17 protein-coding genes are annotated in these 18420 nt (G+C 67.1%); 4 read left to right on the forward strand and 13 right to left on the reverse strand.

All coding sequences use genetic code 11. From position 1 onward, the window contains the following. Positions 1–5 precede the first annotated feature (5 nt). From ACSFBF_RS29545 to ACSFBF_RS29570, 6 genes are all read right to left on the reverse strand, one after another. Positions 6–209, reverse strand: coding sequence for a hypothetical protein (locus ACSFBF_RS29545; RefSeq protein ID WP_093056182.1), 204 nt, complete (start codon positions 207–209; stop codon positions 6–8). A gap of 193 nt (positions 210–402) precedes the next feature. Continuing rightward, positions 403–1791 carry a sigma 54-interacting transcriptional regulator gene (locus ACSFBF_RS29550; RefSeq protein ID WP_093056180.1) on the reverse strand — a complete coding sequence of 463 codons (1389 nt, stop codon included), beginning with the start codon at positions 1789–1791 and terminating at the stop codon, positions 403–405. Further along, positions 1788–2459 carry a hypothetical protein gene (locus ACSFBF_RS29555; RefSeq protein WP_435473210.1) on the reverse strand — a complete coding sequence of 224 codons (672 nt, stop codon included), beginning with the start codon at positions 2457–2459 and terminating at the stop codon, positions 1788–1790. The genes ACSFBF_RS29550 and ACSFBF_RS29555 overlap by 4 nt, the downstream gene beginning before the upstream one ends. 58 nt (positions 2460–2517) lie before the next feature. After that, the gene (locus tag ACSFBF_RS29560; protein WP_093056176.1) at positions 2518–3945 is read right to left on the reverse strand and encodes a sensor histidine kinase; all 1428 of its coding nucleotides are present in this window, start codon (positions 3943–3945) and stop codon (positions 2518–2520) included. Further along, a complete protein-coding gene (miaB, locus tag ACSFBF_RS29565) occupies positions 3945–5294 on the reverse strand; it encodes a tRNA (N6-isopentenyl adenosine(37)-C2)-methylthiotransferase MiaB (protein WP_435473212.1) in 1350 nt (449 codons plus the stop codon). The genes ACSFBF_RS29560 and miaB overlap by 1 nt, the downstream gene beginning before the upstream one ends. A 62-nt stretch (positions 5295–5356) precedes the next feature. After that, complete coding sequence (locus ACSFBF_RS29570; RefSeq protein WP_435473214.1) at positions 5357–5815, reverse strand: hypothetical protein; 459 nt, start codon at positions 5813–5815, stop codon at positions 5357–5359. Between the two features lie 254 nt (positions 5816–6069). Here ACSFBF_RS29570 and ACSFBF_RS29575 point away from each other — a divergent pair, with 254 nt between their 5' ends. Together ACSFBF_RS29575 and ACSFBF_RS29580 are read left to right on the forward strand one after the other, a co-directional pair. Continuing rightward, entirely contained in the window at positions 6070–7242 is a 1173-nt protein-coding gene (locus ACSFBF_RS29575; protein WP_435473254.1) for an efflux RND transporter periplasmic adaptor subunit, read from the forward strand. Next, positions 7239–10403, forward strand: coding sequence for an efflux RND transporter permease subunit (locus ACSFBF_RS29580; RefSeq protein WP_435473216.1), 3165 nt, complete (start codon positions 7239–7241; stop codon positions 10401–10403). Before ACSFBF_RS29575 ends, ACSFBF_RS29580 begins: the two co-directional genes overlap by 4 nt. Positions 10404–10638: 235 nt before the next feature. Here ACSFBF_RS29580 and ACSFBF_RS29585 read toward each other — a convergent pair whose 3' ends face one another. The 5 genes from ACSFBF_RS29585 to ACSFBF_RS29605 all read right to left on the reverse strand — a co-directional run bounded on the left by ACSFBF_RS29585 (position 10639) and on the right by ACSFBF_RS29605 (position 14630). Beyond that, positions 10639–11331 carry a Crp/Fnr family transcriptional regulator gene (locus ACSFBF_RS29585; RefSeq protein WP_435473218.1) on the reverse strand — a complete coding sequence of 231 codons (693 nt, stop codon included), beginning with the start codon at positions 11329–11331 and terminating at the stop codon, positions 10639–10641. Positions 11332–11384: 53 nt separating this feature from the next. Further along, complete coding sequence (locus tag ACSFBF_RS29590; protein ID WP_435473220.1) at positions 11385–12029, reverse strand: histidine phosphatase family protein; 645 nt, start codon at positions 12027–12029, stop codon at positions 11385–11387. 19 nt (positions 12030–12048) lie between these two features. Then, positions 12049–12666 (reverse strand): DUF4136 domain-containing protein, encoded by a 618-nt coding sequence (locus ACSFBF_RS29595; protein WP_093056161.1) that lies wholly within the window; start codon positions 12664–12666, stop codon positions 12049–12051. Positions 12667–12711: 45 nt separating this feature from the next. Beyond that, the gene (gene ttcA, locus ACSFBF_RS29600) at positions 12712–13644 is read right to left on the reverse strand and encodes a tRNA 2-thiocytidine(32) synthetase TtcA (RefSeq protein WP_435473222.1); all 933 of its coding nucleotides are present in this window, start codon (positions 13642–13644) and stop codon (positions 12712–12714) included. A gap of 62 nt (positions 13645–13706) precedes the next feature. Further along, a complete protein-coding gene (locus ACSFBF_RS29605) occupies positions 13707–14630 on the reverse strand; it encodes a LysR family transcriptional regulator (RefSeq protein WP_435473224.1) in 924 nt (307 codons plus the stop codon). Between the two features lie 100 nt (positions 14631–14730). Here ACSFBF_RS29605 and ACSFBF_RS29610 point away from each other — a divergent pair, with 100 nt between their 5' ends. Beyond that, positions 14731–15954, forward strand: coding sequence for an MFS transporter (locus tag ACSFBF_RS29610; RefSeq protein WP_435473226.1), 1224 nt, complete (start codon positions 14731–14733; stop codon positions 15952–15954). A 14-nt stretch (positions 15955–15968) separates the two neighbouring features. Here the strand turns inward: ACSFBF_RS29610 and ACSFBF_RS29615 are convergent, their stop codons facing one another. Both ACSFBF_RS29615 and ACSFBF_RS29620 read right to left on the reverse strand, forming a co-directional pair. Beyond that, on the reverse strand, positions 15969–16343 hold the full coding sequence (locus ACSFBF_RS29615) for a dihydroneopterin aldolase (RefSeq protein ID WP_435473256.1): 375 nt from the start codon (positions 16341–16343) through the stop codon (positions 15969–15971). A gap of 11 nt (positions 16344–16354) precedes the next feature. Continuing rightward, a complete protein-coding gene (locus ACSFBF_RS29620; protein WP_435473228.1) occupies positions 16355–17134 on the reverse strand; it encodes an SDR family oxidoreductase in 780 nt (259 codons plus the stop codon). 23 nt (positions 17135–17157) lie between these two features. On the opposite strand from ACSFBF_RS29620, the gene ACSFBF_RS29625 reads away from it, so the two are divergent. Beyond that, complete coding sequence (locus tag ACSFBF_RS29625; protein ID WP_435473230.1) at positions 17158–18273, forward strand: class I SAM-dependent methyltransferase; 1116 nt, start codon at positions 17158–17160, stop codon at positions 18271–18273. Positions 18274–18420 lie beyond the last annotated feature (147 nt).

Consider the following 18420-nt stretch of genomic DNA (forward strand, 5'->3'; position numbering starts at 1 on the left):
GTGATTTACCAACGTTGCTTGTCGAGGGAAGGGGTGTCGCCAATGGCAGGAAAGCGCTTGATCACGCAATCCGGCTCAGCGCCGCCAGCGCTTGCGAGCGCGGCCAGCGAATGACCCGCGGCACGGGGCCGCGAGGGGGAAAACTGCTTTTGACGCAGGCCGTCGCGCTGCTGACGCAGTGCGAAAGATGGGCTGGTGAGTGCTGTCATGCCTGTACAGGGGCAAACCCTGTGCCAGGCTGGAAAAACGCTTTCAGATCAACGACTTGGGGCGATCCGGAAGTGTTTTTCGCGGGAGGAGGCCACCGGAAGGCCTCAAAACCCTTGTTTTTGTCGCCGAATCCCGACAAGCCTCGCGGGCTGGTGGGGATAGGCCATATAAATCAACGACTTAGGTGCGTCGCTACTCGGCGACAGGGTCCCCACCCGGAGCGACAGCATCGGCCTTGAAGTGGCCCGGCGTGAGTTCGTGCTTCTGCAAAAGCCGGTAGAACTCCGTGCGGTTGCGGTCGGCCAGGCGGGCCGCATCGGCGACGTTGCCGTCCGTCAGTTTCAGCAGGCCGACCAGGTAATCGCGCTCGAAACGCTGCTTGGCCTCGGCGTACGTCTGGACTTCGACCGTCGGCACGCGCAGCGCCCGCTGCACCAGCGCTAGCGGAATCAACGGCGAGCTAGACAGCGCGCAGACCTGCTCGACCACGTTGAACAGCTGGCGCACGTTGCCCGGCCAGGCAGCCGTGGTGAGCGCCTTCAGTGCCTCGGGCGCGAAGCCCGACAGGCGTTTGCCGTACTTGGTCGACAGGCGCTGCAGGAAGTGATTGGCCAAAAGCGGAATGTCTTCGCGCCGCGCCGACAGCGGTGGCAGCGTGAGCGTCACCACGTTCAGGCGGTAATACAGGTCTTCACGGAACTGGCCGGCCTCCATCGCGGCGTCGAGGTCGCGGTGGGTGGCCGAGACGATGCGCACGTCAACCTCGATCGACTGGCTCGCGCCCAGCGGCCGCACCGCGCGCTCCTGCAGCACGCGCAGCAGCTTGACCTGCAGGGCAGGCGGCATGTCCCCGATTTCGTCGAGCAGCAGCGTGCCGCCGTCGGCCTGCTGGAACAGGCCCTTGTGATTGGCGTGGGCGTCGGTGAAGGCGCCTTTCATGTGGCCGAACAGTTCCGACTCGAGCAGCGCTTCCGGAATGGCGCCGCAGTTGACCGCCACGAAGGGCTTGTCGGCGCGCGCGCTGGCCTTGTGGATGGCGCGCGCCAGCAGTTCCTTGCCGGCGCCCGAGTCGCCGCGCAGCAGCACCGAGGCATCCGACTTGGCGACCATGCGTGCTTCGGCCAGCAGCTCGGCCATGCGGTTGCTGCGGCTCACGATCTCGGCGCGCCAGCTGTCGTCGCCGGCCTTGCTCGGCGTGGTGGCGGGGGCGCCGAGCGCCAGCGCCTGTGCGATCTTGTCGAGCAGCTCGCGGCCGTCGTAGGGCTTGGTGAGGTAGGTGAACACGCCGCGCGCCGTAGCCTCGACCGCGTCGGGAATGGTGCCGTGCGCGGTGAGCAAGATCACCGGCAGCGAAGGGTGGCGCTTGCGGATCTCGTCGAACAGCTGGAGGCCGTCGCGTCCGGGCAGGCGCACGTCGCTCAGCACGAGTTGCGGATGCTCTATTTCGAGCTGCGTGAGCGCTGTCTCGGCCGAGGTGACGGCCGTGACCTGGTAGCCCGCCGAGCTCAGCCGCATCGAGAGCAGCCGCAGCATGTCCGGGTCGTCATCGACCACGAGAAGACGGGCGCCAGAGGTGCTCATTGGTTCGGTTTGCTTCCGCTGGACGGCGGCGCTGCCGGTGTGGCTGCGGCCGGGGTGGGGTTGGGCCGCGCGAAGCTGCGCTCGATGGCGCGCAGGGCTTCGATGCGGTCGTTCAGCTGGTCGATGCGGCGCTGGCTGTCGCGCAGCTGCTGCACCTGCTTGTCGCGATCGTCTTCAACGCGGCGCTGCTCGATGTAGCGCGCGGCCAATGCGCGCGCCAGCGGCTGCAGGGCCTGCGCCTCGGGCGCGGGGTTGGCGATCACTCGCTGCAGCAGGCCCAGCGCGCGCGCCAGGTCGGCTGGCACGCGGGTCTGCGAGAGCAGCAACGCCAGCTGCATCTGCGCCGTGGGCGAATCGCCGGGGTCGCCGATGCGCGCGATTTCCGTGCTCAGGTCGGCGCCATTCAACGGGCGCACCTTGTCGGCATACGACAGCATGGCCGCCTGCGGCCCCTGCGTCATCAATGTGAAGAGCGAAGAGGCGGGCTGCGTGGCCGGCGCCCTGGGTTCGGCCTCGACCGGCATCACGCGCGGCACGACCGGGGGCGGCGGCAGCGCATCGGCCTCCGCGGGCGGCTTGGGCTGCGTGGCGCAGGCGGCCAGCAGCAGGACGAAAGGCACGGTCATCGCCCCGGCGAAGGAGGAACGGCGGACGAACGAAAAAGACATGGGTCGAAAAAAGGACGCGAGGCGGTCAGGCAATGTTGGAGAGGGGAAGCCGGGGTGGTCAGGCCGTGCGCGGCAGTTCGATGCGAAAGCGAGCACCGGGTCCGCCGGGCTGCAGAGTGATGCGGCCCCCGTGGGCTGCAATGTACTCCTGCACGATGGAAAGTCCGATGCCCGTGCCCTTCACCGTGTGCTCGGGCTGGCGTTCGCCGCGGAAGAAAGGTTCGAAGATCCGGTCGCGGTCGCCCTCGGCGATGCCCGGCCCGGCGTCGTTCACGTCGATGTGCACCGCCTCGGGCGTTCCCGACACCGCCAGGGTGATGACACCCCCCGTTACCGAAAAGCGGATGGCGTTGCTCAGCAGGTTGGCAATGGCGGTGCCGAGCTTGGTGCGATCGACCGTCATTGCGATGGGCTCGCCCTCGGCGCGCACGCGCAGGCCATGCGACTGCCACTGAAGGCGCTGGGCCTCGATCTGCTCCTCGATCAGCGGCAGCAGTTCGGTGCGCTCGCGGCGCAGTTCGCGCGCCTCGAAGGCGGCGGCGTTGAAGCGCAGCAGCGCCTCGATCTGGCCCTGCAGCGCCACGGTGTTCTGCTGCAGGATCTGCGCGACTTCGAGCTGCGCCGGGTTCAGCGGGCCGGTCACGCCGTCTTCGAGCAGCGAGACGCCCTCGCGCAGCGCGGCCAGCGGCGTCTTCAACTCGTGCGACACGTGACGCAGGAAGCGCGCCTTGTCGGCGTCGAGCTCGGTCAGGCGCAGCCGCAGCCATTCGAGCTGCTGCGACACGCGCCGTACGTCGGCCGGGCCGCGGATGTCGATGGGCTCGTCGAGCCGGTTCTGGCCGAGGCCGACGATGGCGTGCTCCAGCCGCTTGAACGGCCGCGCCAGCCAGATGCCGAAGGCCAGCGCCAGCGACACGGCCAGCACGCTGGCGGCTACCACTTCGCGCATCAGCCGGCGGCGCGCGTTCTCGATGCGCTTGGCCAGCGCGTCGTTCTGCGTTTCGATCAAAAACTGCGCCTGCTGCGCGAGGTTGGTGTTGAGCGCGTCGAGTTCGCGGAACTGCATAGCCATCGTGCTTTCGCGGGCGAGGGCGCTGTCGGCGTTGCCGCTCATCAGGCCCTCGATCACGCCGAGCTGGGTGCGCCACATCTCGATGCCCGCGGGTGCGAGGCCGTTCTTTTCGAGGCGCTCCAGCACCTGGTGCGCCTCGCGCGCCGCATCGTCGAAGCGGCGGCGCAGCACCGCGTCATTCAGCACCAGCGACTGGCGCCCCGCGCGCTCCATGGCCGCGCTGCGTTCGGCCAGCGACTGGGACGCGCCCGACAGGCGCAGCGCGCGCGCGGCCGCGTCGCGGCTTTGCGTCATGAGCACGTCGTACTGCAGCACCGAGCGCAGCGCCACGCCAACCAGCAGTGCGGTGATCAGCAAGAAGGCAAACAGCAGGAGCTGCTGGAACGAGCCCCGTATGGAAGGTCGCTTCGCCATCAGTGGGCGAGCGCCGGCATCAGCGATTCACTCGTGACGACCTCGCCGCGCAGCGTGTAGGCCAGCGAACGCGTGATGCGCAGGTCGGTCATCTGGCCAACGAGCCTTGCGTCGCCTTCGAAGTTGACGACGCGGTTGCAGGCGGTGCGGCCCATGAGCTCGTTCGCGTCCTTGCGCGAGGCGCCCTCCACCAGCACGCGCTGCGTGGTGCCGACCAGCGCCTGGCCGAAGCGCTTCACGTTGGTGTCGATCACGGCCTGCAGCGTGTGCAGGCGCGCGAGCTTCACCTCGTGCGGCGTGTCGTCGTGCAGCGCGGCGGCGGGCGTGCCGGGGCGCGGGCTGAAGATGAAGCTGAAGCTGGCGTCGAACTGGCAGTCGTCGATCAGCTTCATCATCTTGTTGAAGTCGTCGTCGGTCTCGCCGGGGAAGCCGACGATGAAGTCGCTGGAGAGTGCGAGTTCGGGGCGGATGGCGCGCAGCTTGCGCACCGTGCTCTTGTATTCCATGGCGGTGTAGCCGCGCTTCATCGCCATCAGGATGCGGTCGCTGCCGTGCTGCACCGGCAGGTGCAGGTGGCTCACGAGCTGCGGCACCCTGGTGTAGGCCTCGATCAGGCGCGGCGTGAACTCGTTCGGGTGGCTGGTGGTGTAGCGGATGCGCTCGATGCCGGGGATCTCGGCGACGTATTCGATCAGCAGCGCGAAGTCGGCAATTTCGGCGGTGTCGCCCATCTTGCCGCGGTAGGCATTCACGTTCTGGCCCAGAAGCGTGATCTCGCGCACGCCCTGGTCGGCCAGGCCGGCGATTTCGACCAGCACGTCATCGAGCGGGCGGTTCACTTCCTCGCCGCGGGTGTAGGGCACCACGCAGTAGCTGCAGTACTTGGAGCAGCCTTCCATGATCGACACGAAGGCCGTCGCGCCCTCGACGCGCGCGGGCGGCAGGTGGTCGAACTTCTCGATCTCGGGGAAGCTGATGTCCACCTGCGGGCGGTTCAGGCGCTCGCGGTCGTTCAGCATCTCGGGCAGGCGGTGCAGCGTCTGCGGGCCGAACACGATGTCGACGTACGGTGCGCGCGCGATGATGGCCTCGCCCTCCTGGCTCGCCACGCAGCCGCCCACGCCGATCTTCACGCCCTTGGCCTTCAGGTGCTTCACGCGGCCGAGGTCGGAGAACACCTTCTCCTGCGCCTTCTCGCGCACCGAGCAGGTGTTGAACAGGATGAGGTCGGCCTCGTCCACGTTCTGTGTGGGCTCGTAGCCCTGCGCGGCGTTCAGCACGTCGGCCATCTTGTCCGAGTCGTACTCGTTCATCTGGCAGCCGAAGGTCTTGATGAATACTTTTTTCATGGGGAGCTCTCTCTGCCCTCCGAGGGTGGAAGGGCTGCAGGTGCGCGCGGCGCGCCGCTGCGTTATTGCGTGTTGACGGTGTCGTTCGAGGTGAACGGCCAGATGTTCAGAAGCGGCTTGTCCAGCGACTCGCGGCTGGCCATGGCTTCGTCGGGCGTGAGGATCCACACCTCGCGCAGCAGCCCGGCGGCGTCGCGCGTGTAGTTGACGAGGTACTTCTGGCCGATGATGGCGCCGGGCATCACCAGCATGTTCTGGCCGCTGCGGATGCGCGCGCCAGCGCCCAGGCGGTCGGGCTTGCCGTCGAGCTCGACCTCGGGCGCGTTGGTCACCATGAATTTGCCGCGCAAAGTGCCGATAGGGAAGGTGCGGCCGCCAACGAGCGATTCGTTCTGGGTCTGCGGCCGGGGCACTTCGTCCTGGGCGCTGGCGGTGAGCGGGAAAAGGCCTGCGGCAGCAATGGCTGCTGTGCAAACTGCTATGAAAGTGAGAGCATTCGTGATTGTCTTGCAGCGGTTCATGGGGTTTATCCAGAGGCTGTGGAGCGGCGATTTTAGCGAGGGGGTGTGGTTCTCTCGCGCCGGCCACAGTCAGTTATGCGGGGCTTTGGGTTGACCTGCTTTACATTTCTTTACGGGCCCCATGAACACCGAGAGTCAGCCGCTGATCCAATAGTCGCTGTCAGCCCAAAGTGCACAAAGAACCCATGAAGAAAAATGTCGCGGTCGCCCTTGCGGGTGTGTTGATCGTAGCCGTCGCAGGCGGGTGGTGGAGCATGTCCGGCGACAAGTCCGCCACAAAGAGTGCCAAGGCCCCGACCGCCAACGGCGGCGGTGGCGCGCCCGCGCTCGTGACGCTGGCCACGGCGCAGAAGCAGGACGTGCCGGTGACCGTGCAGGTCAACGGCAGCGTGGTGTCTCTCAACAGCGTCGACCTGCGCCCGCAGGTGACGAACACGGTGAGCGCGGTGCACGTGAAGGAAGGCCAGTTCGTCAAATCCGGCCAACTGCTCTTCACGCTCGACGACCGTAACGACCAGGCCAACCTCGCCCGCGCCCGCGCGCAGCAGCAAAAAGACGAGGCCACCATGGCCGACCTCGAGCGCCAGTACAAGCGCAGCCAGGACCTGGTGGCGCAGAACTTCATCGCCAAGAGCGCGGCCGACGCCACGCTCTCCCAGCTAGAAGCACAGCGCGCCGCCGTGGCCGCCGACCGCGCGGCCGTGCAGTCGGCGCAGGTGGCGTTGGGCTACGCCACGCTGCGGGCGCCCATTGCGGGGCGCATCGGCGCCGTCAACATCTATCCGGGCACGCTGGTGCAGCCGACCCTGTCGCTGGTCACCATCACGCAGCTCGACCCGATCGCAGTGAGCTTCCCGGTGCCCGAAGGCAACCTGCAAGACCTGCTGGAGGCCGCGCGCTCGCGTTCGAAGGTCGAGGCCGTCGTCACCGGCGGCAAGGCGCCGCTGAGCGGCACGCTCGACTTCGTCGACAACACCGTCGATCCGCAGATCGGCACGGTGCGCGCCAAGGCCGTGTTCGCCAACGCCGACCAGAGCCTGTGGCCGGGCCAGTTCGTCGGCACGCGCATCACGGTGCGCATGCTCAATGGCGCCACGGTGGTGCCGGCCGCGGCGCTGATGATGCTGTCCGAGGGAACTTCGCTCTATGTGGTCGACGAGGGCAAGACCGCCACGCGCCGCAAGGTGAAAACGCTGCACACCTTCGGCACCCAGGTCGCGGTCAGCGGCGTGGAGCCCGGTGAGCAGGTGGTGATCGAGGGCAGCCAGAACGTGCGCCCGGGTGGCAAGGTCCGCGTCGATGTCAAGGCGCCGGGTGCGCCCGCCGAGCCTGCAGCACCTGGCAATGGCACCACCGGCGTCACGCCGGGCAGTGCGGCGTCTTCCGACGGTGCAGACATCAAGCCGCCGACGCAGGAACGCGCATGAACATTTCGGAGCTCTGCATCCGTCGTCCCGCGATGACGGTGCTGCTGTCTGCCGCCGTGGTGGTCATCGGCATCTTTGCGTACTTCAGCATCCCCGTTGCCGCGCTGCCCAGCTACAACACGCCGGTCATCAACGTCAACGCGCAGTTGCCGGGCGCGAGTCCGGACACCATGGCGTCGTCGGTGGCGCTGCCGCTCGAAAAGCAGTTCTCGACCATCCCGGGCCTGCAGACCATCAGCTCGGTGAATACGCAGGGCGTGACCTCGCTCACGCTCGAATTCGTCAGTAGCCGCGACATCGACGCCGCCGCCGTCGACGTGCAGGCCGCGCTGCTGCGCGCCCAGCGCCAGCTGCCGCAAGAGCTCACGCAGCTGCCCTCGTACCGCAAGGTGAACCCGGCCGATGCGCCGGTGCTGTTCATCGCGCTGATCTCGCCGTCGATGAACCCGTCGGAACTCAACGACTACGCCGAGAACCTGATCTCGCCCACGCTCTCGACCATCGACGGCGTGGCGCAGGTGGGCGTGTATGGCCGCAAGGCTTTTGCGGTGCGCATCAAGGCCAACGCCGACCTGCTCAACGCGCGCAACATCACGCTCGACGAACTCGCCAAGGCCGTGAACTCGGCCAATGCCAACACGCCGGTCGGCGTGCTCGACGGCCCGCGCCAGACGCTCACCATCCAGGCCAATCGTCAGCTCATGAAGGCGGCCGACTTCGCCAAGCTGATCGTCGGCCAGCGCAACGGTGCGCCGGTGCGGCTGGACGAAGTGGCGACCATCGAAGACAGTTTCGAATCGGTCAAGACCGCCAGCAGCTTCAACGGGCAGGACTCGATTTCGCTCGCCGTGCAGCGCCAGCCCAACGCCAACACTGTTCAAGTGGTGGACGCGGTGCGCGCGCTCATCCCGCGCTTCAAGGCCGAGTTGCCGCAGTCGGTAGAAATCCAGATGGTGAACGACCGCTCGCTGTCGATCCGCGAGGCCGTGCACGACGTGCAACTAACGCTGCTCGGCACCATCGCGCTGGTGGTGCTGGTGATCTTTTTGTTCCTGCACCGGCTGGTGGCCACGCTGATCCCGGCCGCGACCATTCCTATTTCGCTGATCGGCGCGGTGGCACTGCTCTACGCCTTTGGCTACAGCCTCGACAACATCTCGCTGCTGGGCATCACGCTGGCGGTGGGCCTGGTGGTGGACGACGCCATCGTGGTGCTCGAGAACATCATGCGCTACGTCGAGAAGGGCATGGACCCGTTCGCGGCGGCGCTGCGCGGTGCGCGCGAGGTGGGCTTCACCATCGTGTCGATTTCGATCTCGCTGGTGGCCGTGTTCATCCCGATCTTCTTCATGCCGGGCGTGATCGGCCTGCTGTTCCACGAGTTCGCGGTGGTGGTGGCGCTGGCGGTGCTGGTGTCTGCCGTGGTGTCGCTCACGCTGGTGCCGATGCTCGCGAGTCGCTTGCTCAAGCAGGTGCCGCGCAAGGAAGGCGCGCTCGACCACGAAGAAGAACACCCCGAGCCGGGCACCGCCATCGGCCGCGCATTCGAGCGCGGCTACCGCGCGGTGCACGGCGGCTACATGCGCACGCTCGACTGGACGCTCGGGCATCGCAAGGTGATGCTCATGATGGCGGCGCTGACCTTCGTCATCACGGGCTGGCTGTTCGCGACCATCCCGAAGGGCTTCTTCCCCGAGGAAGACATCGGCCAGATCCAGATCACCACTGAAGCGGCCGAAGACATTTCATTCACCGCCATGAAGGCGCTGCAAGACCGCGTGGCCGCCACGCTCAAGGACGACCCGAGCGTCGACTACGTGAGCTCCTTCGTCGGTGTCGGCGGACCCACGGCCACGCAGAACTCCGGCCGGCTGTTCGCGGTGCTCAAGCCGCGCAGCGAGCGCCCGCAGATGGCGAAGGTGCTCGAATCGCTGCGCCAGCGCTTCCGCGAGATTCCGGGCATTGCTGTCTACATGCAGCCGGTGCAAAACCTGCGACTGGGCGGCCGCCAGAGCAAGGCGCGTTTCCAGTACACGCTGCAGAGCGTGAACGCGGGCGAGATGGTGCCTTGGTCCACCAAGCTCATGGAGCGCATGCGGGCCGATGCGGCCTTCCGCGACGTGACCAGCGACTCGCAGAACCGTGGCCTGCAGGCCACGCTCGACATCGACCGCGACAAGGCCGGCGTGCTCGGCGTGGCCGTGGGCGACCTGCGCACAGCGCTCTACAACGCATACGGCGACCGGCAGATCGGCAGCATCTACGGCTCGAGCAATACCTACCAGGTGATCCTCTCGGCCGCCGACAACGACCGCCAGTTCGAGGAAGACGTCTCTCGTCTGTCGGTGCGCAGCACCACGGGCAGGCTGGTGCCGCTGTCGGCCTTCTCGACCGTCAAGCGCACCGTGGGCCCGACTTCGGTCAACCACCAGGGCCAGCTGCAGGCGGTGACGGTGTCATTCAATCTTGCGCCCGACGTGCCGCTGGGCAACGCGACCGCGAAGATCGATCAGTTCAAGGACGAGCTGAAGATGCCGCAGTCGATCATCACCACCTACGGCGGCGATGCGGCGGTGTTCCAGAGTTCGCAGTCGAGCCAGGCCGTGCTGCTGGTGCTGGCGGTGCTCGTTATCTACGTGCTGCTGGGGGTGCTGTACGAGAGCTACATCCACCCGCTGACGATTCTGGCGGGGCTGCCTTCGGCGGCGGTGGGCGCGCTGATTTCGCTGAAGATCTTCGGCTTCGACCTGACGCTGATCGCGACCATCGGCATCCTGCTGCTGATCGGCATCGTGAAGAAGAACGCGATCATGATGATCGACTTCGCCCTCGACGCGCAGCGCACCGAGGGCATGCAGCCGGTGGACGCGATCCGCGAGGCCTGCCGCCTGCGTTTCCGCCCGATTCTGATGACCACGCTGGCCGCGCTGATGGGCGCGCTGCCGCTCGCGCTGGGCCTGGGCGCCGGCGCCGAACTGCGCCAGCCGCTGGGCGTGGCCGTGGTGGGCGGGTTGATCTTCTCGCAGGTGATCACGCTGTACATCACGCCGGCCATCTACCTGGCGCTGGACCGCTACAGCGGCACGGGGCCGATGGTCGACCTGCCGGGAGAGGCCAAGGCCGAAGCTGCAGCGGGCGGTCACGCCGCCTCGCACGCCTGACGGCGATCCAAAAGATGCCGGATGGTCATGAGCGTGAGCCACCCGGCCAGAAAGGACTTTGGCAGTCCTGCGAAACGTCACACCCGGGCCATCGTCAATTGAAGGCGGGCCTCTTCTCCAACGGCTCTTCCCGTTCCCTCCTCCGCTCTTCCCATCCATGTGTGTGACGGGATGAATGATGGCGATGGGTGAAGGTCTCGACGGTATCCAGCGATACAGGAAGTGGGCTTTTTTCTTACGGTGACGCATCGCGGAAACGCCGCAAGGCCGGCGCATTCGGGATGCTGACCTGCCGGGCCCGCGTTTCAATGAGCCCGTGTCCCGCCAGCGCATTCAACGTGCGGGTGACGGTGACGCGGCTCAATGCCGTCATGGCGCCAATCTGCTCATGCGTCAGATCGACGGTGAGTTGTTTCGATGCCTGCGCTGATGGCAGGCGTGCCACACGCAGCAGCAAATCGATGATCCGCTCCTTGGGCGCCGCCGAGGCCACCCCGGCAAGCTTGGCGACGATCATGTGATTCTTGAAGCCGAGCAGCTGGATCAACGAGGTCGCGAGTTCGGGAAGCTCCGAAAATTGCTGCGCGACTTCCGCCGGGCGATAGCGACTGAGAATGGCCGGCGCGACCACCCGGATCGTCGTGGGCCGAGGACTGTCGGCAAACGCCGGGCCTTCGCCAAAAATCGCACCCGGTCCGAAGATCTCGAGCAGGAACTCCGAGCCGTTGCTTCGCTGGATCGTGGAGTGAACGAACCCCGATCGCAAAAGATAGAAGTAGTCGTGCCGTTCGCCTTCGCGCGCAATGGTGTCGCCGGCCTCCAGGGTGACGAAGCTTCCCAGATGCGTGGCGTCGGTCCACGGCGCAGACAGCGTCTGGGATGCATCCCAACTGGCGTACGCCGAGGGGGGCGAATTTGTTCTTTTCATGGGAGCGTCTTGCCCGGGTCGGAGAAAGGCAAGCGGCCCATCGTGCCGTCGCGCTAGGTCGTGGGCTCATCGAGCGGCGTGTCCGCCGCCAGGTGGGCGATGTCGCTCCAGCCCACGAGGCTGAAACCTTCCGGCGTCCACAGCATGCGGTTGATGGCTGCATTGCCCAGCTGCCACGTACGTGGCGCCTGCAGCTCCTGGCGGGTGGCTGCGCGGTAGAGCACGTCCATCACGCCGCCGTGCGCGACCAGCACGACCAGCTCGCCCGGATGGCGCGCCGCCAGTTCGGTAGCCACGCCCGTCACGCGATCGCGGAACACCAGCAGGCTCTCGCCGCCCTCGGGTTCGAATTCGGGGTCGCGCTCGCGCCAGAGCTTGGCCTGCACCGGCAGCGTGGCTTCGATCTCGGCAAAGCTCAGGCCCTCGAAATGTCCGAAGGCCCGCTCGCGCAGGCGCGGCTCGGGCTGTACGGCCAGGCCATGTGGCTTGGCGATTTCCTCGGCGGTCTGCCAGGCGCGAGACAGGTCGCTGGCGTAGACGACGCCAATCGGCTCGTCAGCCAGCGCACCGCCGGCGCGCCGTGCCTGCCAGAGTCCGGTCTCGTTGAGCCCGATGTCGAGTTGCCCCTGGATGCGGGTGTCGACGTTCCAGGCGGTTTCGCCGTGGCGAACGGCGATCAGGCGGGTGGCTTCTTCCATTCGCGGGATTCTAGAAGCGCTACTTTTTGGCCGTCGACAGCTCGATGTTGACCCGGCGCTCGCCCTGCGGCGGGTTCGGAAAGCCCTGCAGCGCGGCCTGGAACATCACCGGCAGGATCGCCGCGCTCGAGGTGTAGGGGCCGTCGTTGCGGGCGCGGGTTTCGTAGACCACGCGGTTGGAGCCCACCTCGCGCAGCACCACGCTCACCTCGCGCTCGTACCAGGGGTTGGCCGGCGGCGCGAACGCCGGGCCGCCATACCAGCCGCCGCCGTACCAGCGCCGGCCGTAGTAGCCATAGCCGCCGTAGCCATAACCCCAGGGGCCGTTGTAGAGCCACGGATCGGCCCAGGGCGAGAGGCCAGCCGTCACGCGTGCGCCGATCTGCGCGGTGTACTGGGGCTTGGCGTCGTCGCGGCGCAGGCCGACCTTGTCGAGCGCCGCGGCGGCCATGGCTTCGAGCGATTCCTGCCGCGCGCCGTCGGCCTGCTGCGAGGGCAGGCGGTCGAAGCGGTAGGTGGCGCCGGGCGCCACGGTGCCGGGGGAGGCAAAGCTCTTGACGTCGCTGTCGACCACCCAGGAGGTGGCGCAACCCGTCAGGCTTGCTGCAAGAAGAAGAGCAGAGAACGCAAGTTTCATGAGGGTCTCCGGGCGCAAAGCCCAAAATTCCCCTGGGTTGCCCGGTCAGCCCTGGACGATGCGCAGGGCGGCAGGTGCCTGGGAGAGCAGATCGAAGGAGGGGGTGTCGAAGGCCTTGTCGCCGTCGTCATCCGCCACGCCGGTCGCCTTCAGACCCTTGAAGTCGTGCCGCGTTCCGTCGAGCAGGTGCGAAGGCACCACGTTCTGCAGCGCGGTGAACATGTTCTCCACGCGGCCGGGGTACTTCTTGTCCCACTCGCGCAGCATTTCGCCGACCTGCTTGCGCTGCAGGTTTTCCTGGCTGCCGCACAGCGTGCACGGAATGATCGGGAACTCGCGGTGCTGGGCCCAGCGCACCGTGTCTTTCTCGGCCACGTAGGCCAGCGGGCGGATCACGATGTGCTTGCCGTCATCGCTCACCAGCTTGGGCGGCATGCTCTTGAGCTTGCCGGCGAAGAACATGTTGAGGAAGAAGGTCTGCAGCATGTCGTCGCGGTGGTGGCCCAGCGCGACCTTGGTGGCGCCCAGCTCGTCGGCCACGCGGTACAGGATGCCGCGGCGCAGCCGGCTGCACAGGCCGCAGGTGGTCTTGCCCTCGGGAATCACGCGCTTGACGATGCTGTAGGTGTCCTGGTTCTCGATGTGGAAGTCCACGCCCAGGTCGCTCAGGTACTTGGGCAGCACCTCTTCGGGAAAGCCGGGCTGCTTCTGGTCGAGGTTGACCGCGACGATGTCGAAGTGAATCGGCGCGCGCGCCTTCAGCTTGAGCAGGATGTCGAGCAGCGCGTAACTGTCCTTTCCGCCCGAGACGCACACCATGACCTTGTCGCCTTCTTCGATCATGTTGTAGTCGACGATGGCCTGCCCGACCTGGCGGCACAGGCGCTTTTCGAGCTTGTGCGTTTCGCGCTCGATCTTCAGGGAATTGACAGTGGCGTCGGCGGCGGCGGGCGCCTCGTCGATCCAGACGGCGTTCATGGGCTGGCTACTTCGGGGAGTCGGGGGAAGGGGGTGATTGTCCCCGATCCCCATTCCGCACGCTACGCGGCGGGAAAGGCGGTGCGCATCGCCTCCACGAAGAGCCGCAGTTTCGCCGGGTAGAAGCGCGCATACGGGTACGCCAGGTACACCGGCGCGGGCGTCCCGCGCCACTGCGGCACCAGATGCAGCAGCCGGCCCGCGGCGATTTCCTCGGTCAGCATCCATGTCGACGACACGCCCGCGCCCAGGCCCAGCACGACGGCGCTGCGCAGGGCGTAGAGGCTGTCGGTAGTCATGCGCGGGCGGATCGGCACGCGGCACACCTCGCCGGTGGTCTCGTGCGTGAGCACGACCTCTGTGCGGTAGAAGTTGCGTGCGGCCAGCCAGGGCAGGGCTTCCAGCTCGCGGGGGTGCATGGGTACGGCGGCCGCACCCTCGAAAAGAGAAGGCGCAGCAATCGCAATGCGCGGCACCTCGGACAGCCGGATCGCCACCACGGCCGGGTCAGTCACTTCGCCGACGCGGATCGCACAGTCGACGCCTTCGGCGATGAAGTCGGGCGTCTGGTCGTGCGGGCTGTCGTGCAGCAGCCATTCGACCGTCACCTGCGGATGGCGCTGCAGGTACTCGGCCAGCGGGCCGACCAGCAACTGCTGCCCGAATGCATGCGGCGCCACCACGCGTAGCCGGCCCTCGGGCTGGTCGCCGACGCCGCGCAGCTCGGCCTCGAAGGCGCCCCAGCTCTGGATCAGCTCTTTGGCGCGGTCGAAGCAGCGCTCGCCGTCTTCCGTGAGCTTCATTGCGTGCGTGGAGCGCTGCAGTAGCCGCACGCCCAGCGAGCGCTCGAGCGCCTGCAGGCGGCGGCTCACGGTGGGCTGGGTGGTGCCCATCTGCGTGGCCGCGGCCGACAGGCTGCCGGCCTCGACGATGCGCACGAAGGTCTGCATCAGCTCGATGCGGTCGGCGGGAGCGGGCTTTTGCATGCGCCGAGCGTATATCAATTGTTCGGCCCGGGAGCCTACCTTTGGCCGCTACTACCCTGCAAACTCCAGCCCTCGCTTTCTGGTTATTAGGGTTAATACCATGTCTTTCATTCAATCAACGCATGAGCGACTGCCCGGCTCGCTGATCCTGCTGCTGGCCGCCAGCGCCGGCTTCGGTGTCGCGGCGCTCTATTACAGCCAGCCCATGCTGGGCGTGCTCGGGCCCGACATCGGCGCCTCGGCCCGCTCCGTGGGCTTCGTGCCCACGCTCACGCAGCTAGGCTACGCGCTCGGCATCCTGCTGCTGGCGCCGCTGGGCGACCGCTTCGACCGGCGCCGCATCATCCTCGTCAAGGCTGCGGTGCTGGTGCTGGCGTTGCTCGGCGCGGCTTTTTCGCCCTCGGTCGGCCCGCTGCTGGCGGCCAGCCTCGTCATCGGCCTTGCGGCCACCATGGCGCAGGATGTGGTGCCGGCCGCCGCCACGCTGGCGCCCGAAGCGCACCGCGGCAAGATCGTCGGCACGGTGATGACCGGGCTGCTGCTGGGCATCCTGCTGTCGCGCGTGCTCAGCGGCTTCGTGGCCGAGCACTTCGGCTGGCGCACGATGTTCGTGGTCGCGGCGGCCAGCATTGCGTTCATCGGCGTTGCCGCGGCGCGCGGCCTGCCGCACCTGCGCCCGACCACGCAGCTGGGCTACGGCGCGTTGCTGGGCTCGCTGGCGGATCTGTGGAAGCGCCATGGCGCACTGCGCCGCGCCGCCCTTGCGCAGGCCCTGCTGTCGGTGGGTTTCAGCGCCTTCTGGTCGACGCTGGCCGTGATGCTGCACGGCGCGCCGTTCCATCTCGGCAGCGCGGCTGCCGGGGCCTTCGGCCTGGCCGGCGCAGCGGGTGCGCTGGCCGCACCCCTCGCCGGGCGCCTGGCGGACCGCCGTGGCCCCGAGTTGGTGATCCGCATGGGCGCCGTGCTTGTCGTGGTGTCGTTCGCGGCCATGCTGTTTGCGCCGCTGATGGCGCCTGCCGCTCGGCTGGGGTTGATCGTGGCCAGTGCCATCGGCTTCGACTTCGGGCTGCAGGCCGCGTTGATTGCGCACCAGACCGTGGTCTACGGCATCGACCCCGGTGCGCGCAGCCGGCTCAATGCGGTGTTCTTCACCGGCGTGTTCATCGGCATGGCCACGGGTTCCGCGCTTGGCGCCCTGGTGCTGGCGCAGTGGGGCTGGTCGGCCGTGGCCTTGCTGGGGGCGGTGTCGGGGCTGGGTGCGCTTGCCGTGCGGATGTGGCCGGTGGCCGTCAAGCCCGCCGTGGCCTGTGGTTCAGCAGCCTGAGGCGCTGTTCTTCTTCACCACTCGCCTGCTTCCATGCGGATCGCCACTTCGCAGTCGTCGAAGATTTCGAGCTTGGCGATCTTCACGCGCACGCCCAGCACGCCGGGCAGCTGCAGCAGGCGCTGCACCAGCTTGCCGATCAGGCTTTCGAGCAGGTTGACGTGCTCGGCCGTGCACTCGTCAATGATGATGCGGCGCACCTTGCGGTAGTCGAGCACGTGGAAGATGTCGTCGTCCTGCGGCAGCAGCGGCTGTGGGCCGAGGTTGAGTTCGGCATCGACCAGGATCGGTTGCGGCGCCGTCTTCTCCTGTTCGAGGATGCCCAGGTTGGCGTCGAAGCGCAGGCCCTGGAGGGTGAGTGTCTGGTGGCCTTGCGAGGGAATGGACATGGTGGTGGTGCTCACATGAGCGAGAAATCGCGCTCGAATTTCATCAGGTGCTGGCCGCCGTCCACCAGCAGCGTGGTGCCGGTGATCGAGCGGTTCTCCAGCGCGAACTTCACAGTGGCGACCACGTCGTCTGGTGTGGAAGAGCGGCCCAGCGGCGACAGCTTGTGCAATTGCGCGAACTTGTCGTCGTCCAGCATGTGGCTTGCCAGCGTGAGGCCGGGCGCCACGCCCACCACGCGCACGCGCGGCGCAAGGGCCAGCGCCAGCATCGGCGTGGCGGCTTCGAGCGCGGCCTTCGACAGCGTGTAGCTCAGGAAGTCGGGGTTCGGGTTCCAGAGCTTCTGGTCGAGCAGATGGACGACCGCGCCTTGCGCGTCGCGCGCCGTCACGTGTTCATGCAGCGCCTGCGCCAGCAGGATGGCCGCACCGGTGTTGCTGCGCGCATGGCGCTCCATGAGTGCGTAGCCGAAGGTGGCAGCTTCGTCGTGTTCGAACAGCGCCGCGCTGTGCACCACGGCGTCGACGCCGCGAAAGCGCGCGACCACGCGGGGCAGCAGGGCGCGCGTGGCCTGTTCGTCCTCGAGGTCGGCGGCGAACAGGGCCGAGTCGCCCGAGAGCGCGGCGCAGTCGGCCACTGTTTGCTCGGCTTCCGCCAGCGAAGTCCGGTAGTGCACCGCCACTTGCCAGCCGCCTGCGGCAAGCCCCAGCGCGATCTCGCGGCCTAGCCTGCGGCCTGCGCCCGTGACGAGAACGGTGCGGCGGGAGGCAGGGGCTTGGGAAACGGGGCTCATGCGGGGAGAGGGAGAATGGCGCTGTGACGACAAAGACGACCCCCAGCAGTTTACCTACCGCCCTCGATCACCTCATCGCGCGTTCCGTCGAACGCGCGGGTGGATGGATCGGGTTCGACCGCTTCATGGCACTCGCGTTGTATGCGCCCGGCCTGGGCTACTACGCCAACACTTCGGCCAAGTTCGGACACATGCCGTCTTCGGGCAGCGACTTCGTGACGGCGCCGGAACTCACGCCGATGTTTGGCCAGACCCTGGCGGCGCAGGTGGCCGAGGCGCTGGAGAAGACGGGGACCGATACGGTGTGGGAATTCGGTGCCGGCTCTGGTGCGTTGGCGGTTCAGCTGCTGCATGCGCTCGATGAGATGGGGCGTAGCGATGTGCGCTATCGCATCGTCGATCTGTCGGGGACGCTGCGAGAGCGGCAGCAGCAGGCGCTGGTGCGGTATGCGGATCGCGTCGAGTGGCTGAACGAACTGCCCGAGTCGATGGAAGGCGTGGTTGTCGGAAACGAGGTGCTCGATGCGATGCCAGTGCAATTGCTGGCGCGTGTGGGAGGGCAGTGGTTCGAACGTGGCGTGGTGCGCAATGCGAGTGATGACGGCTGGATCTGGGCGGATCGTTCCACCGAACTTCGCCCGCCGCTCGATGTGGCTGGCGAGCACGACTACCTGACGGAGGCTCATCCGCAGGCCCGGGCGTTTATCGCGACGCTGGCGGACCGGCTCCGGAAGGGGGCGGCTTTTCTCATCGACTACGGGTTTCCCGAGGCCGAGTACTACCACCCGCAGCGGCACATGGGTACGGTGATGTGCCATCGGGCGCATCAGGCTGATGGTGATCCGCTGTCCGACGTGGGCTACAAGGACATCACTGCGCATGTCGACTTCACCGGGATCGCGCTGGCTGGCCAGAACGCGGGGCTTGAGGTGCTGGGTTATACGAGTCAGGCGCGCTTTCTGCTGAATTGCGGGTTGTTGGCTCGGATGGAAGCCGGGTCTGTCGCTGAGCGGGCGATGGCTGCGCGGTTGATTCATGAGCATGAGATGGGGGAGCTGTTCAAGGTCGTCGGCTTTGCTGTTGGCGAGCCTTGGGATGCGATGGGGTTTGTTGAGGGGGATCGCAGTCATACGCTTTGAATTGGCTGCTGGGTTTGGTTTATTTCCCGGGGCCGGGTCTCGCCCCGGCGGGCGAGCTACTTTCTTTTGCTTCGCTGTATGGACCGGGGACCTTGGAAACAGGTGTGCGCGGACATAGGAAACACGTTGGCAGGTTAGCGCTTTACA

Origin of the sequence: Variovorax nivicola, from assembly GCF_051216475.1 — a bacterium.
Lineage (GTDB): Bacteria > Pseudomonadota > Gammaproteobacteria > Burkholderiales > Burkholderiaceae_C > Variovorax.